The sequence below is a fragment of the Rhizobium sp. Leaf306 genome, assembly GCF_001423425.1.
Classification (GTDB): domain Bacteria; phylum Pseudomonadota; class Alphaproteobacteria; order Rhizobiales; family Rhizobiaceae; genus Neorhizobium; species Neorhizobium soli.
In genome coordinates, this window is record NZ_LMNX01000004.1 from 261,140 (window position 1) to 275,268 (window position 14,129).

Below are 14,129 nucleotides of genomic sequence, written 5' to 3' on the forward strand. Positions count from 1 at the left end.
GTTTGCGACGACCCCTCTGCAGGCGGTGGTTCTTAGAAATCTTCAGCGCGAAGTCCGCGATCAGTGGCCGCTACCACCGCCACCGCCCTGGGGGGCTGGCTTTTCGATGGCGGCAACGCCGAGGATCATCATCGCAAACAGCACGGTCAGGATCAGGAAAACGTCCGAGAATGACATCACCACGGCCTGCTTGGTCACCAGCTGCACCATCTGCCGGATCGCGCCGGTCGCGCCATCTAGACCGTAGGTGTTCAGATTGGACGCCATCGAGTCGAGCTGGTCGGAAGCGATCCGGTTGCCCCAGTCGAGATGCTCGCGCAGCCGCTCGTAATGCACGTCCTGGCGGTTGGACAAAAGCGTGCTGATGATCGCAAGCCCCACCGCGCCACCAAGGTTGCGGGTCAGGTTGAACAGGCCGGACGCCCCCCGGATGCGGGCCGGAGACAAAGTGCCAAGCGCGATATTATTGATCGGCACCATGCACATCATCAGGCCAAAACCGCGCAGGATCTGCGGGATCAGAAGCTCGTAGAAGTCCCAATCGGCGGTGATGCCGGTCATGATATAGGTGCCGGAGGCAAAGCTGATGAAACCGATCACCATCATCGCTCTCAGGTCCATCTTGGTCGACAGCTTGCCTGCGATCGGCGCCGTGACGAACATGGCAAGACCCGAGACGAACATGGTCTCGCCGATCATCTGGCTGTCGTAACCGCGGATGCGGCTGAGATAGACCGGGTAGATATAGGTGAGCCCGTAGAGCCCGATACCCATCACGAAGGAGAAGATCGAGCCGAACGCGAAGTTCCGGTTCGTAAACGCCGTCAGGTCCACGACGGGAAATTCCGAGGTAAAGGCGCGATAGAAGAAGACCAGGCAGCCAAGCCCCGATGCGATGGCACCGATGACGATCATGTGGTCGTTGAACCAGTCGTTGGAATTGCCCTCTTCCAGCACATACTCGAGACCGCCGAGGAACACGCCCATCGCGGCAAGGCCCCACCAGTCGAACTTCTTGAACAGCGACAGTTCCGGCTTGTCGAAATCGATGAACCGCCAGGTCAGGATCGTCACGAAGATGCCGGGAATGATGTTGACCAGGAACAGCCAGTGCCACGAAAACGCGTTCGAGAGATAACCGCCGACCGTTGGTCCGATCGTGGGCGCAAGCGTCGCGATCAGCCCGATGATCGGCGAGACGAACGCCCGCTTCGATGCCGGGAAAATGGTGAAGGCTGCCGCAAACACAGACGGAATCATACCGCCGCCGATAAAGCCCTGGATCGCGCGGTAGACGATCATCTGGTCGATATTGGATGCCGTCGCCGCAAGCGCGCTCGCGGCCGTAAAGCCGGCCGCCGAGAACGCAAACAGATAGCGCGTCGAGACGATGCGCGCCAAGGTGCCAGAAAGCGGGATCATGATGACTTCGGCGATCAGATACGACGTCTGCACCCAGCCAATTTCGTCCGAACCGGCCGAAAGACCCGCCTGAATTTCAGACAGCGACGCAGACACGATCTGGATGTCGAGGATCGACATGAACATGCCGACGACCATCGCGAAAAACGCGATCAGCCGGCCGGTCGGCATCTTCTCGTCCACCTTGGGAGCAGACGATGCCTGTGCCGCGGACGATATCGATCCTGCAGTTGTCGTTGCGCTCCCAGCCATGGGACCACCTCCGCCCCGATGGGGCTGTTAGGCCAAAGCCCAGTTACGTCTTAAGGTGTTACTTCTTGGGTGCGGTGCGGATGTCCACGTCGACGACAACGCTCAGACCCGCCCTGAGACGACCGCTGTCGAGCGCATCCTGCGGCAGGGCGATCCTGACCGGAACGCGCTGGATGATCTTGGTAAAGTTGCCCGTCGCGTTTTCCGGCGGCAGCAGCGAGAATACCGAGCCGGAAGCCGGCGCAAGCGATTCCACCGTGCCGATGATCGGCTCCTCGCTATAGGCATCCACATGCACTTCCACCTTGGAGCCGATCTCCAGATGCTGGATCTGCGTTTCCTTGAAATTGGCGTCGATATAGAGCTGGCGCGTCGGCACCAGCGCCATCAGCCGTTGTCCCGGCGAAACGAGATCGCCTTCCTGCACCGAGCGATTGCCGACAATCCCGTCATAGGGCGCCTTCAGAACGGTAAAGGACAAGTCGCGGGCCGCTTTGTCGCGCTGCAGTTCCAGCGTCCGGACCTGGCCTTCGGCTTCCTTGCGCTGCGCTTCAAGAATGGTGATGTTGGCCTGCGCCGACTTGATCGAGGCATCGCCGCCGACAAGGTTGGCCTTGGCCTGATCAAGCGCGATCGTGGCGCTGTCGAGATCGGCGGCCGTGCCGACCGACTTGGCCGCAAGCTCGGTCTGGCGCTTGAGCGTGATCTCGGCACCGCGGACCGCTGCCTGCAGTGCAACCTTGGAGGCCTGCGCCTGGGCAAGGGTTGCCTGCGCACCTTCGACCTGTGCATCGATGCGAGTCAGCGACAGCTTTCCGTTTTCGATGGCGGCATTGGCCTGATCAAGCGCGTTCTGGTAATCGCCATTGTCGAGCGTCGCCAGCACATCGCCGGCCTTGACCTGCTGGTTGGCGGCGACATTCACTTTCGAAACGAAAGCCGTGACCTTTGGGGAAATCGTGGCAATATCGCCTTCGATATAGGCATCGTCCGTCGACACCATGAACCGGCCCGTCGTCCACCACTGATATCCATACCAGCCGCCACCGGCGAGCAGCGCCAGCACGATGATCGGCAGGATAAGGCCACGCTTGCCCTTCTTTGCCGGTGCGTCGGCCTTGGCTTCGGGCGATGGCGTTGCAACAGGTGCCGCAGGTTTCTCGGCAGCCGGCGACGCGTCGTCGCGCGCCGTGTCATCGGCATTCACATCTTCGTTTTTTACGGTGCGCAGCGCGCCGGCATTCTTGGAGGCCGTCATTGTCGTAACCATCTTTGAAAAGCGAAAACCGATCGAACCGATCAGTTCGGAGCGTTGACATAAAGCCTTCGATCACACATATCAAGACCACATCGAACCAATCGGTTCGAAAAAAACCGGAATGCTGAATTATAATGCCGAAACCGTTAAAGAGATCCGCGCCGCGAGACACGTCCCCCCGCACTGCAGGGCGTTTTGCTGCGGGCGAGGATCCAGCCAAGCGCAGCCAGATTATGGAAGGCGCGACGCGGGTTTTCATGAAGCTTGGTTTCGAAGCCGCAAGCATGAACGACATCACGCGCGAGGCCGGCGTTTCGAAGGGAACGATCTACGTCTACTTCCAGAACAAGGAAGATTTGTTCGTCGCCATGGTGGAACAGGAGCGCGCCGCTTTCCTCGCCACTGTTCGGTCCGTTCTGTCGACCAACGGCAACGTGGAAAAGAGCCTCTACGATTTTGGCGTCTCGTTCCTCAGCCACATGACGGAAGAGAAAATCATCACCGCGATGCGCACCGTGCTTGGCGTCCGCGAGCGTATGCCGGACCTGTGTCGGCGCTTTTTCCGCGGACCCGAAAACCTGCGCACAGTGATGCGCGACTTTCTCGCCCTCCACGTCGAGGCCGGCAGGCTGAATATCGACGATATCGAACTTGCCGCAGGCCAGTATATCGACCTCGTTAGCGGCGGCTATTTCAAGGTTCGTCTGTTCGGGTCCATGGAAGACGCCCCGTCAGACGAGGAAATCCACCGGACCATCCAAGGTGCAGTCCGCGTTTTCATGGCGGCCTATGGTTGTCATAACAAACCCGTGATCGATAATGGGGCTGATTCCGCCTGATTCTGGTCGGTCCATATTCAACCTACTCTTGTTTTTAATGGGTCGATCCCCAAATGCGGCGGGAAATTGCGCCCTTTGATTGAAAACAGGAGAGATGGATGGACATTGCAGCGCTGGTAGCAGACCCGACGGCCTGGGTAGCGCTCGTTACACTTGTGGTCATGGAAGTGGTGCTTGGCATCGACAACCTGATCTTCATCTCCATCCTCACCAACAAGCTGCCACCGGAGCATCGGGAAAAGGCACGCAAGATCGGTATCGGCCTGGCGCTGGTCATGCGTCTTGGTCTGCTCGGCACCGTTGCCTGGATCGTTCAGCTTACCAATCCGGTCTTTGAAGCCTTCGGTCACCCCTTCTCCTGGAAGGACATGATCCTGATCGCCGGTGGTCTGTTCCTCGTTTACAAGGCGACCAAGGAAATCCACCATTCCGTGGATGTGGTCGACAACAAGGAAGACATGGTCGGCGCCGGCAAGGAAGTCGTGCAGATGAGCTTCAGCGCCGCCATCGTGCAGATCCTGATCCTCGACCTGGTTTTCTCGATCGACAGCATCATCACCGCAGTCGGCATGACGCCGCATCTGCCGATCATGATCGTGGCCGTCGTCGCCGCTGTCACCGTGATGCTTCTGGCAGCAACCCCGCTTGCCAACTTCATCGAGAGAAACCCGACCATCGTCATGCTGGCTCTCGCCTTCCTGCTGATGATCGGCGGCACCTTGATCGTCGAAGGCTTCGGCGTGCACGTTCCGAAGGGCTATATCTACGCCGCCATGGCCTTCTCGGCCGGCGTCGAGGCCCTCAACATGTTCGCGAAGGGCGCCCGCGCCAAGAAAAAGGCCTCCGGCACGCTGCATTGACGTTGCTACAAACATCGACACGCAAAGGGCGCCCGCGAGGCGCCCTTTTTGTGTTCAGTCCAAACGCCTGGTCCCGGCGGATCACCGCTCGGACAGTTCCCGGTCCAGCGCTTCGAGCAGCCGGTTATCGTCTGCGGTCACGTCAGGCGCGAAGCGTGCCTTGATCCGGCCATCGCGTCCGATCAGAAACTTTTCGAAATTCCAGACGATCTCGCCATCTTTGATGTCCATGCCGCGGCCGCGCAGGCGCGCCTTCATCGGACCGTCGCCGGTGGTGGGCACCGGATCTGCGGTCAGCGCCTTGTAGAGCGGATGCTTGGCATCGCCCTTGACGGAAATCTTTGAGAAGATCGGAAACTTCACGTCGTAGGTCAGCTGGCAGAATTCGACGATCTCCGTATCCGAACCGGGCTCCTGCCCCATGAAGTCGTTGGCAGGAAAGGCTGCGATGACAAAGCCTCTGTCCCGCTTTTGCTCGTAGAGTTTTTCCCACCCTTCGTACTGCGTGGTCAGGCCGCATTTGGACGCGACGTTGACCACCAGCATGACTTTTCCACGGTATTCGGCAAGCGTCGTGTTCCGGCCGTCGGCAAGCTTGACGGGGATGGCAAGGATATCGGTCATGACGGCTCCGGGGGGCTTTGGCGCAGGGGAATTGGCGCAAACAACTGCAGTTGATATTGTCTACTTATGCGTTCACCACGGTTTGTCCAGCAGACACGCCCTGAGCGGCGATAGACGCCTTTTGCGAAACGTCATCAGACTTTGCAACATTTGTGGCACTGGGGCATTCTAGGGCACGATCTTATCACCACGCCGATCATCGCCTCTCGCTGCATCCCATTCCCAGCGCCCCCGGAGCCACATGACAACCCAGCAGATCCTTGCCTTTTCCGTCATCGCCGTGATGATGGCCGTCTTCATCTGGGATCGCTTCCGCTACGATGTGGTCGCCTGCTGTGCGCTCGTCGTGGCGGTGACGGTGGGGATCGTTCCGGTCGACCAGGCGTTTTCCGGCTTCTCGGATGATATCGTCATCATCGTCGGCAGCGCGCTGGTCGTTTCGGCAGGCGTTGCCCGCTCCGGCATCGTCGACATGGCGATCAAGAAGTTCTTCCCCAACCTCAACACGCTGCACACCCAGCTGGCACTGCTGATGATCGTCGTCGCCGTGCTGTCGGCCTTCATCAAGAATATCGGTGCGCTTGCCATCATGATGCCGGTGGCGTTCCAGTTCGCCCGCAAATCCGGCGCCTCGCCGTCTAAATACCTGATGCCGATGGCTTTCGCCGCTCTGCTCGGTGGCCTGATGACGCAGATCGGCACCTCGCCCAATATCGTCGTGTCGCGGATCCGCCAGGAACTGACCGGCGAATCCTTCACGATGTTCGACTTCACCCCGATGGGTGCGATCCTGGCGTTTGTCGGTATTACCTTCCTGTTGTTCTTCCACTGGCTGGTGCCCAGCCGCACAAAGCAGAATGATTCCCTCGAGGAAGCAGTCGAGATCACCAACTATACGTCCGAGGTGATGATTACCCCGCTGTCGACTGTTCTTGAAAAAACGGTCGCCGAGCTGTTGAAGATCGGCGACGGCGAGGTGATTGCCAATGCCGTCCTGCGCGGTCCATCGCGCATGGCACCTTTCCCGGACCTCATCCTGCGTGAAAACGATGTCGTGCTGCTCGAAGGCCCGTCAAAGGCGCTCGACCGGATGGTCTCCGGCGGCAGGCTGCAGCTCTCCGGCAAGCCGCTGATGGAAAACGGACAGGCCCAGGCCGATGTCATCTCCATCGAGGCGATCATCACCCAGGATTCGCCGCTCAAGGGGCTTTCCGCCAAGGAACTGGCGCTCTCCTACACCCGTGGCGTCAATCTTCTGGCAATCAGCCGGCATGGCGAACGCCTCAAGCAGCGTCTTGGCACCATCACCCTGATGGCCGGCGACGTGATCGTGTTGCAGGGCAGCCGCAAGAACATGCCGACGGTGATGCAGGACTTCTCGCTTTTGCCGCTCGCTCAGCGCGAAGTGCTGCTCGGCACGCGGAGGCAGGCCTTCATTCCACTGATCATCCTTGCACTGGCGATGGGCACGACGGCCGTCGGGCTTGCCCCTGTGCCGGTCGCTTTCTTCGCGGCCGCTCTCGGTATGGTGGTTTTCCGCGCCATTCCGCTGACCGATTTCTACAAATCCGTTGATGGCCCGATCCTCGTCATGCTGGCGGCGCTCATCCCGGTTTCGGATTCTCTGCGAACCTCCGGCGGTAGCGAACTGATCGCCGGATGGCTCGGCCAGGCAGCGGCGACCTTGCCTGCCTGGGGCGCGATCGGTCTGATCCTCATCACCGCCATGGCCGTCACGCCCTTCCTCAACAACGCAGCAACCGTGCTGGTCATGGGGCCGATCGCCGCAAGCTTTGCCACCAATCTCGGCTTTCGCCCCGAGCCCTTCCTGATGGCGGTGGCGATCGGCGCAGGCTGCGATTTCCTCACGCCGGTCGGCCATCAGTGCAACACACTGGTGTTCGGCCCGGGCGGCTACAAGTTTTCCGATTATCCGCGGCTTGGCCTGCCTTTGTCGTTCCTGATCATCGTCGTCAGCGTCCCGGCCCTCCTCTATATCTGGCCGGTAAATTAGTCCTCCCCGCGCTCAACGGACCCAGGCTTACCCCGCCCCTCAATGAGGGACGGGGTATCGGCCGTTTTCGCCAAAAACCTTGACGCTCTCGCCTGAATATGGCCTAAGCCTGCGCCAATCCCTATTCAAAGGCACAGGCTTTGCGCAGCCATGCGCGCCGTGGAAAGAGCAGCATCCATGATCAATCCGACCCCTCGCGTCCGCATCGCTCCATCGCCCACCGGCGAGCCCCATGTCGGCACCGCTTACATCGCCCTCTTCAACTACCTCTTCGCGAAAAAGCACGGCGGCGAATTCATCCTGCGCATCGAAGATACCGACGCGACCCGCTCGACGCTCGAATACGAGCAGAAGGTGCTGGACGCGCTGAAATGGACCGGGCTTACCTGGGCGGAAGGTCCAGATATCGGCGGTCCCTACGGCCCCTACCGCCAGTCGGACCGCAAGGACATGTACTGGCCGCACGCCCAGGATCTGCTCGACAAGGGCCACGCCTTCCGCTGCTTCTGCACGCCGGAACGTCTGGAGCAGATGCGCGAAGGCCAGCGCGCCGCCGGCAAGCCGCCGAAATACGATGGTCTCTGCCTGAAATACTCGGCCGAGGAAGTCACCGAAAAGATGGCGGCCGGCGAACAGTCCGTCGTGCGCATGAAGATCCCGACCGAAGGCTCGTGCGATTTCACCGATGGCGTCTATGGCGATGTCTCGATCCCGTGGGATTCGGTCGACATGCAGGTCCTGATCAAGGGCGACGGCATGCCGACCTATCATATGGCCAACGTCATCGACGACCATCTGATGAAGATCACCCATGTCGCGCGCGGCGAAGAGTGGCTGGCATCGGTGCCCAAGCACATTCTTCTCTATCGCTATTTCGGCTGGGAAGCGCCTGTCTTCATGCATCTCTCCCTCATGAGAAATGCCGACAAGTCGAAACTGTCCAAGCGCAAGAACCCGACCTCGATCAGCTATTACTCGGCGCTCGGCTACCTGCCGGAAGCCCTGATGAACTTCCTCGGCCTGTTCTTCGTGCAGATCGCCGAAGGCGAAGAGCTTCTGACCATGGATGAGATGATCAGCAGCTTCGATCCGGAAGCCCTGTCCAAGGCCGGCGCCATCTTCGACCTGCAGAAGCTGGACTGGGTGAACGGCCGCTGGCTGCGCGAAAAGCTGTCGCCGGAAGAGTTCGTGTCACGCACGCTGGAATGGGCGATGGAAAATCAGCGCCTGATCGAGGGGCTGAAGCACTCGCAGAGCCGCGTTTCCAAGCTCGGCGACCTGCCGAACCTCGCAGGCTTCCTGCTCGCCGCCGACGTCAACCTGACACCGGCCTCGTTTGCCGGTCTCAAGACCTCGCCGGAAGACACGCTCGCGATCATCACCATGGTCCAGGCCGACATCGAGAAGATGATCGAATGGAACGTCGAGGCGATCGATGCCGAACTGCGCTCGGTTGCCGACAAGCTCGAAAAGAAGCTGCGCGTCGTCACCCCGCCGTTGTTCATCGCCATGTCCGGCTCGCAGCGCTCGCTGCCGCTGTTCGACAGCATGGCAATCCTCGGCCGCTCGGTCGTGCGCCAACGCCTGAAGATCGCCGCCGCCGTGGTGTCATCCATGGTGGGTGCGCCGAAGTAATACCTGCGGCGACAGCTTCCCTCCCCCGTGTGGGGAGGGTTAGGGAGGGGCCTTTCTTTCGCAATCCGGGATACCCCTCCCCGTCGCTGCGCTCCGACCCTCCCCACAAGGGGGAGGGTTAGCCGAGCCCGCCGCATCGGCGAACCAGAACAACCAGCCTCGAAGGCAAAAACCATGACCGAGAACACCAAGACCGAAACCGCCCTCTCCTCCGACGCGACAGAAGTGCGCGCCCAGAAACTGGCAAAGCTGCGCGAAACCGTCGGCGACGTCTATCCGGCCCATTTCCACCGCACGATGACCAATGCGGAACTGGCGGAAAAGTACAAGGATCTCGAGGCCGACGTCGAAACCACCGATGTCGTCACGGTTGCCGGCCGCGTCTTTTCCTCGCGCAATTCCGGCATGTTCATGGATATCCATGACGCCGGCGGCAAGATCCAGATCTTCTCCCACAAGGACGTGACGCCCGAGGAAGCCCGGGCGATGCTGTCGATGATCGATCTCGGCGACATCATCGGCGTCACCGGCATCGTGCGCCGCACCAAGCGCGGCGAACTGTCGATCAGCGCCCGCGAAATCACCATGCTGACCAAGTCGCTTTTGCCGATGCCGGAAAAGTGGAACGGCATTGCCGATGTCGAGATCCGCTACCGCAAGCGCCACCTCGACATCCTCAGCAACGAGGAAAGCAAGCTCCGCTTCCAGCAGCGCTCGAAGATCGTCTCCGGCATCCGCCGCTTCATGGAAGACGACGGCTTCATGGAAGTCGAAACGCCGATGCTGCACTCAGTCTATGGCGGTGCCACGGCCGAACCCTTCAAGACCCACCACAACACGCTGAAGCTCGACATGTACCTGCGCATCGCGCCGGAACTGTTCTTGAAGCGCACGCTGGTGTCGGGTCTCACCGACAAGGTGTTCGAGATCAACCGCAACTTCCGCAACGAAGGCGTCTCCACCCGGCACAATCCTGAATTCACCATGATGGAATGCTACTGGGCTTACGCCGACTACGAAGACATCATGGACCTCGTCGAACGCCTGTTCGCCGACCTCGCCATGAAGATCCACGGCTCGACCGAGTTCGCCTATGGCGACAAGCAACTGTCGTTCAAGGGCCCGTTCAAGCGCGTGCCCATGCCCGACGCCGTCAAGGAGGTCACGGGCATCGACTTCTTGAGCATGAAGACCGACGAGGAAGCTCGCACCGCGGCCAAGGCTGCCGGCTTCGAAGTCGAGAAGGACTGGACGTGGGGCGAATGCCTCGCCTTCATCTTCGAGGAAAAGGTCGAGGCCACGCTGATCCAGCCAAGCCACGTCACCCACTTCCCGAAGGACATCTCGCCCTTCGCCAAGGAAGTACCAGGCGAACCGCGCCTCGTTGAGCGGTTCGAGACCTATTGCAACGCCTGGGAACTGGGCAATGCCTTCTCGGAACTGAACGATCCGGAAGAGCAGCGCAAGCGCATGGTCGAACAGCTCGAGCAGGCCCATGCCCGCGGCGAGAAGGACAAGCAGCTCGACGACGAGTTCCTCGACGCCATCGACCAGGGCATGCCCCCCGCCGGCGGCCTCGGCATCGGTGTCGACCGCCTGATCATGCTGCTGACCAACGCCCCCTCCATCCGCGACGTCATCCTCTTCCCGGCCCGCCGCGCCAAGGCGGATTGATCAGACAGACCTGCTCCTCTCCCCTGAAACAGGGAGAGGGTCAGTGGATCTTCTCGCAAGTTCCGACCATACGCACGCCTTGCCAACGGGGATCGATGGCAAGGGCCTCTCTGGACGATGGCGCAACCGATAGGTTGTTTTTTGACTAGGGCTTGCTGGCCGAACCAGCCTGTTGCGCCCGCAGCTTCTCAAGCCACGCGGCACCGGCCGCATCCGCGGCATTGGACCCGCCTGCTGCCGCGCCCGGCTGATCCGACGCGACCGTAGCGGCTGGTTCAGCGGCCTTGTCGTCATGTGCGGCGTCGCTTGCTGAAGGCCCGCCGGAACGGATCTCGTCGCTGCCATCCTGCTTCGACCAGCGCTTGCCGCCCTCGGCAGAGGTGCGGGGCTCTGGCGCGGGCTCGGTCTTTGGCGAAGCCGGCTCTGCCGAGGCTTCGTCATGTGTGGCATCCGGCGCCGCGTCCGGAGCCTTGTCACTGGAACCGAAGAGCATCTCCTTCATGGAAGAGACAAAACTCTTCCCTTCGGTCGGTGCAGGTGTTTCTGCCGGTGCAGCGACAGGCTCGCCCTTTGCGGCGTGCTCTTTCGAACCGTCGGCTGTGTCATCCGCCGCTGCGGCTGGAGCTTGTGCATGACCATCCGACTTCGCGTCGATTGGATGCTCGCCGCCTTGCGGTGTCGCCTGCCCCTCGCCTTCCGGCGCATGCGCGGCGGCGGCAGGCGCTGCTTCCTCTTTCGAACCGAAGATCAGGCCGGTCACCGAACTCAGTAGACCGCCGCTTTCCTTGGCGGCAGGTTCCCCGCCCTCGCCATGGCCCGCGGCCGCGGCCTCACCATGTCCTTCGGCAGGCGCGCTGCCGTGCTCGGCTGCCGGCGCCTCTCCTTCAGCTGCAGGTGCGTCATGCCCACCGGAGGCTTCGCCATGTCCCGCTGGTTCATGCCCCTTGGCAGGCTTCTTGTCATGCCCCTTGGCCGCGCCGTGTCCTTCTGCGGCAGCAGCCTCGGCCGCGGCAATCGCCACGGGGTCGATACAATCGGTCTTGTCGGTGAGACTTGCTTCGAGATGCTCGATATCGGCGAGCGGCATGTCGATGCGCTGGCCGTAATACTCGCCCTTGGATGTCGCAGCGCCTTCGACATAGAATGCGGAATAGCGTTCCCGCGCCGCGCCATCAGGTGCCTTGGAAACATCTGGAATGTAGACGACCTGCGCGCCGATCATGCGGCCGCGCATTTCGGCGCGGTCCTTCGGACCCGCCTTGTCGACCATCGCCACCTGCACGATGTCGGCCTTTTCCTTTTCCTGGATGGATTTTGCCACGCGCAACGCGGTGCGGATGCGTGCCATGCCGTCACCAACGCCATCCGCCGAGGCAACCTCGTCGGCATTCACATAGCGGCGCACCCAGGTGCGTCCGTCGCGCTTGGTCGTGAACGTCTGCAACACAGAACAGGTCAGGCCGTTGAGATCCGCGTAAGACGGGCCGAAAAACTTTTCCTTGCCCACGAACACGGCCGCCGCGCCGCTGCCGGCGCAGAGCACGGAAATACCGCCGACGACCGCGAGCAGCTTCTTCGATAGCCGGATCTTCACGCGCCGAACTCCGGCATCATCACCCCATCACGCACAACAAGACATGGAATACTCAAGCCGCAGTCTGCGCTACTCTGATTGAAGAAGCTTTAAACCTGGGCTTTTCCTTCGCCCAACGCCTGTCCCGGAATGAGGCTCCCGAAGCGCATCCGCGCTCCGGCCGGCCCATCGCCCATCATGCCTGACCTTCAGACGACAAAAGGGCCGCATGACGCGGGCCTCTCCACCGGTCGTCGCTCGCTGTTGCGTCAAGCGGCCCTGCGGCCGCCGCCGGCACGCGGTGAACCCGTTTCGCGCATTTCGCCGCGCCTGTTGAGCTTGAAATGTCCGACCAGTTCCGACAACAGAGCCGCGCCGCTTGCAAGCTGGCGGCTGATGCCGGTCGTGTGCTCCACCATCGCCGCGTTCTGCTGCGTCATCCGGTCGAGCTGCGAAACCGTCTGGTTGATGTCGGACAGGCCACCCGACTGTTCCTGCGCCGCAGTGGCCAGCGACTGGACATTCTGGTCGATCGAGGCGACAAACCGTTCGATCTCGTGCAGCGCGGCGCCCGTCGCGTCGACAAGGCGCACGCCCTCCGTGACCTGCCGGCCGGAATTCTCGATCAGTCCCTTGATCTCCTTGGCGGCTTTGGCGGAACGCTGCGCCAGTTCACGCACCTCCTGTGCCACAACCGCAAAGCCCTTGCCCGCCTCGCCCGCACGGGCCGCCTCGACGCCGGCATTGAGCGCCAGAAGATTGGTCTGGAACGCGATCTCGTCGATCACGCTGATGATCTTGGTAATCTCGGACGATGCGCCTTCGATCCGCTTCATCGCCGTGATGGTTTCCTGCACCACGCAGGAGGACGTGGTCGCAGATTGCAGCGCCCCCTTGACCAGCTTGCGGGTTTCCTCCGCATTGGTGTTGGAGGACCTTACCGTCTCCGTCACCTGCTCCAGCGCCGCCGTCGTTTCTCGAAGCGACGCTGCCTGCTCCTTAGTGCGGGCGGACAGCTGGTCGGCCGCCACCTGCATGTCCTGGCTGCTGTCGTTGAGGCTGGAAGTCTGCTGCAGGACCCCCATCAGCGTCTTCTGGAACGCCCCGATCGAGGCGTTGAAGTCCCGGCGCAGCGGCTCGAATTCCACGATGAAGGGCGTATCCAGCGTCTGCTGGATATTGCAATCGGCGAGACGTGCAAGTCCGGTGCCGAGATCGTTGACCACCCTTACCCGTTCGCTCACATCCGTTGCGAACTTGACGACCTTGAACACCCGTCCGCTGTCGTCGATGATCGGGTTGTAGGATGCCTGGATATAGATCTTCTCGCCGGTCTTGGTGATGCGGGTGAACTGATCGGCCGAAAATGTGCCGCGTCCGAGCTTCTTCCAGAACTCCTGATAGTCCGACGAGCGCGCATAGTCGGGTTCGCAGAAGATAGAATGGTGCTTGCCGACGATCTCATCGAGACGGTAGCCGACGGCGGCACAGAAATTGTCGTTGGCGTTGAGGATCTCGCCTGTCGGCGAAAATTCGATGATCGCCTGCGCCCGCGACAGTGCCTCAAGCTTGCCCCGGTCCTCGAGCGCCCGCTTGCGCGCTTCCGTGATGTCGGTCGCAAACTTCACGACCTTGTAAGGCTTGCCGCCTTTCAGAATCGGATTGTAGGTGGCTTCGATCCAGATCTCGCGGCCGCCTTTGCCCACGCGTTTGTATTTGCCCTGATCGAACGCGCCTGTGGAAAGCCGTGCCCAGAACGCCGCGTAATCCGAGGAAGCTGCATCGGCCGGATCGACGAACATGCTGTGATGCCTGCCGACGATCTCGTCCAGGCGGTAGCCGAGCGCATTGCAGAAGTTTTCGTTGGCATCGAGTATGATGCCCTTCAGGTCGAATTCGATGATCGCCTGCGACCGGTTGAGGGCCTTGATCACGGCGGCGTTGGACAAGATACGGCCAAAAGAAATCCCAGCCATCG

General features: G+C 61.1%; 10 protein-coding genes. 5 read left to right on the forward strand and 5 right to left on the reverse strand.

Features of this window, described 5'->3' with window-relative positions; all coding sequences use genetic code 11:
- Window positions 1-60: 60 nt before the first annotated feature.
- Both ASG19_RS19380 and ASG19_RS19385 read right to left on the reverse strand, forming a co-directional pair.
- Window positions 61-1,674 (reverse strand): DHA2 family efflux MFS transporter permease subunit, encoded by a 1,614-nt coding sequence (locus ASG19_RS19380; RefSeq protein WP_062461204.1) that lies wholly within the window; start codon window positions 1,672-1,674, stop codon window positions 61-63.
- Between the two features lie 58 nt (window positions 1,675-1,732).
- Window positions 1,733-2,932: an HlyD family secretion protein gene (locus tag ASG19_RS19385; protein WP_062461208.1), complete on the reverse strand. Its 1,200-nt coding sequence runs from the start codon at window positions 2,930-2,932 to the stop codon at window positions 1,733-1,735.
- A 134-nt stretch (window positions 2,933-3,066) separates the two neighbouring features.
- Between ASG19_RS19385 and ASG19_RS19390 the strand changes: the two genes are divergently transcribed.
- Together ASG19_RS19390 and ASG19_RS19395 are read left to right on the forward strand one after the other, a co-directional pair.
- The gene (locus ASG19_RS19390; protein WP_062461212.1) at window positions 3,067-3,771 is read left to right on the forward strand and encodes a TetR/AcrR family transcriptional regulator; all 705 of its coding nucleotides are present in this window, start codon (window positions 3,067-3,069) and stop codon (window positions 3,769-3,771) included.
- 98 nt (window positions 3,772-3,869) lie between these two features.
- Window positions 3,870-4,631 (forward strand): TerC family protein, encoded by a 762-nt coding sequence (locus ASG19_RS19395; RefSeq protein ID WP_062461215.1) that lies wholly within the window; start codon window positions 3,870-3,872, stop codon window positions 4,629-4,631.
- Between the two features lie 81 nt (window positions 4,632-4,712).
- On the opposite strand, the gene ASG19_RS19400 is transcribed toward ASG19_RS19395, so the two are convergent.
- Window positions 4,713-5,255 (reverse strand): glutathione peroxidase, encoded by a 543-nt coding sequence (locus ASG19_RS19400; RefSeq protein WP_062461219.1) that lies wholly within the window; start codon window positions 5,253-5,255, stop codon window positions 4,713-4,715.
- Window positions 5,256-5,496: 241 nt separating this feature from the next.
- Between ASG19_RS19400 and ASG19_RS19405 the strand changes: the two genes are divergently transcribed.
- From ASG19_RS19405 to lysS, 3 genes are all read left to right on the forward strand, one after another.
- A complete protein-coding gene (locus ASG19_RS19405; RefSeq protein ID WP_062461221.1) occupies window positions 5,497-7,269 on the forward strand; it encodes an SLC13 family permease in 1,773 nt (590 codons plus the stop codon).
- 177 nt (window positions 7,270-7,446) lie between these two features.
- Window positions 7,447-8,904 carry a glutamate--tRNA ligase gene (gene gltX, locus ASG19_RS19410; RefSeq protein ID WP_062461224.1) on the forward strand — a complete coding sequence of 486 codons (1,458 nt, stop codon included), beginning with the start codon at window positions 7,447-7,449 and terminating at the stop codon, window positions 8,902-8,904.
- A 174-nt stretch (window positions 8,905-9,078) separates the two neighbouring features.
- Entirely contained in the window at window positions 9,079-10,578 is a 1,500-nt protein-coding gene (lysS, locus tag ASG19_RS19415) for a lysine--tRNA ligase (protein WP_062461227.1), read from the forward strand.
- 145 nt (window positions 10,579-10,723) lie between these two features.
- On the opposite strand, the gene ASG19_RS19420 is transcribed toward lysS, so the two are convergent.
- Both ASG19_RS19420 and ASG19_RS19425 read right to left on the reverse strand, forming a co-directional pair.
- A complete protein-coding gene (locus ASG19_RS19420; protein WP_062461229.1) occupies window positions 10,724-12,172 on the reverse strand; it encodes a hypothetical protein in 1,449 nt (482 codons plus the stop codon).
- A 248-nt stretch (window positions 12,173-12,420) separates the two neighbouring features.
- Window positions 12,421-14,127, reverse strand: coding sequence for a PAS domain-containing methyl-accepting chemotaxis protein (locus tag ASG19_RS19425; RefSeq protein ID WP_062461230.1), 1,707 nt, complete (start codon window positions 14,125-14,127; stop codon window positions 12,421-12,423).
- Between the last annotated feature and the right edge of the window lie 2 nt (window positions 14,128-14,129).

Coding starts and splice junctions, on each gene's coding strand:
- ASG19_RS19380 (WP_062461204.1), bottom strand. CDS start 1,674: ATGGCTGGGAGCGCAACGACAACTGCAGGATCGATATCGTCCGCGGCA.
- ASG19_RS19385 (WP_062461208.1), bottom strand. CDS start 2,932: ATGACGGCCTCCAAGAATGCCGGCGCGCTGCGCACCGTAAAAAACGAA.
- ASG19_RS19390 (WP_062461212.1), top strand. CDS start 3,067: ATGCCGAAACCGTTAAAGAGATCCGCGCCGCGAGACACGTCCCCCCGC.
- ASG19_RS19395 (WP_062461215.1), top strand. CDS start 3,870: ATGGACATTGCAGCGCTGGTAGCAGACCCGACGGCCTGGGTAGCGCTC.
- ASG19_RS19400 (WP_062461219.1), bottom strand. CDS start 5,255: ATGACCGATATCCTTGCCATCCCCGTCAAGCTTGCCGACGGCCGGAAC.
- ASG19_RS19405 (WP_062461221.1), top strand. CDS start 5,497: ATGACAACCCAGCAGATCCTTGCCTTTTCCGTCATCGCCGTGATGATG.
- gltX (WP_062461224.1), top strand. CDS start 7,447: ATGATCAATCCGACCCCTCGCGTCCGCATCGCTCCATCGCCCACCGGC.
- lysS (WP_062461227.1), top strand. CDS start 9,079: ATGACCGAGAACACCAAGACCGAAACCGCCCTCTCCTCCGACGCGACA.
- ASG19_RS19425 (WP_062461230.1), bottom strand. CDS start 14,127: ATGGCTGGGATTTCTTTTGGCCGTATCTTGTCCAACGCCGCCGTGATC.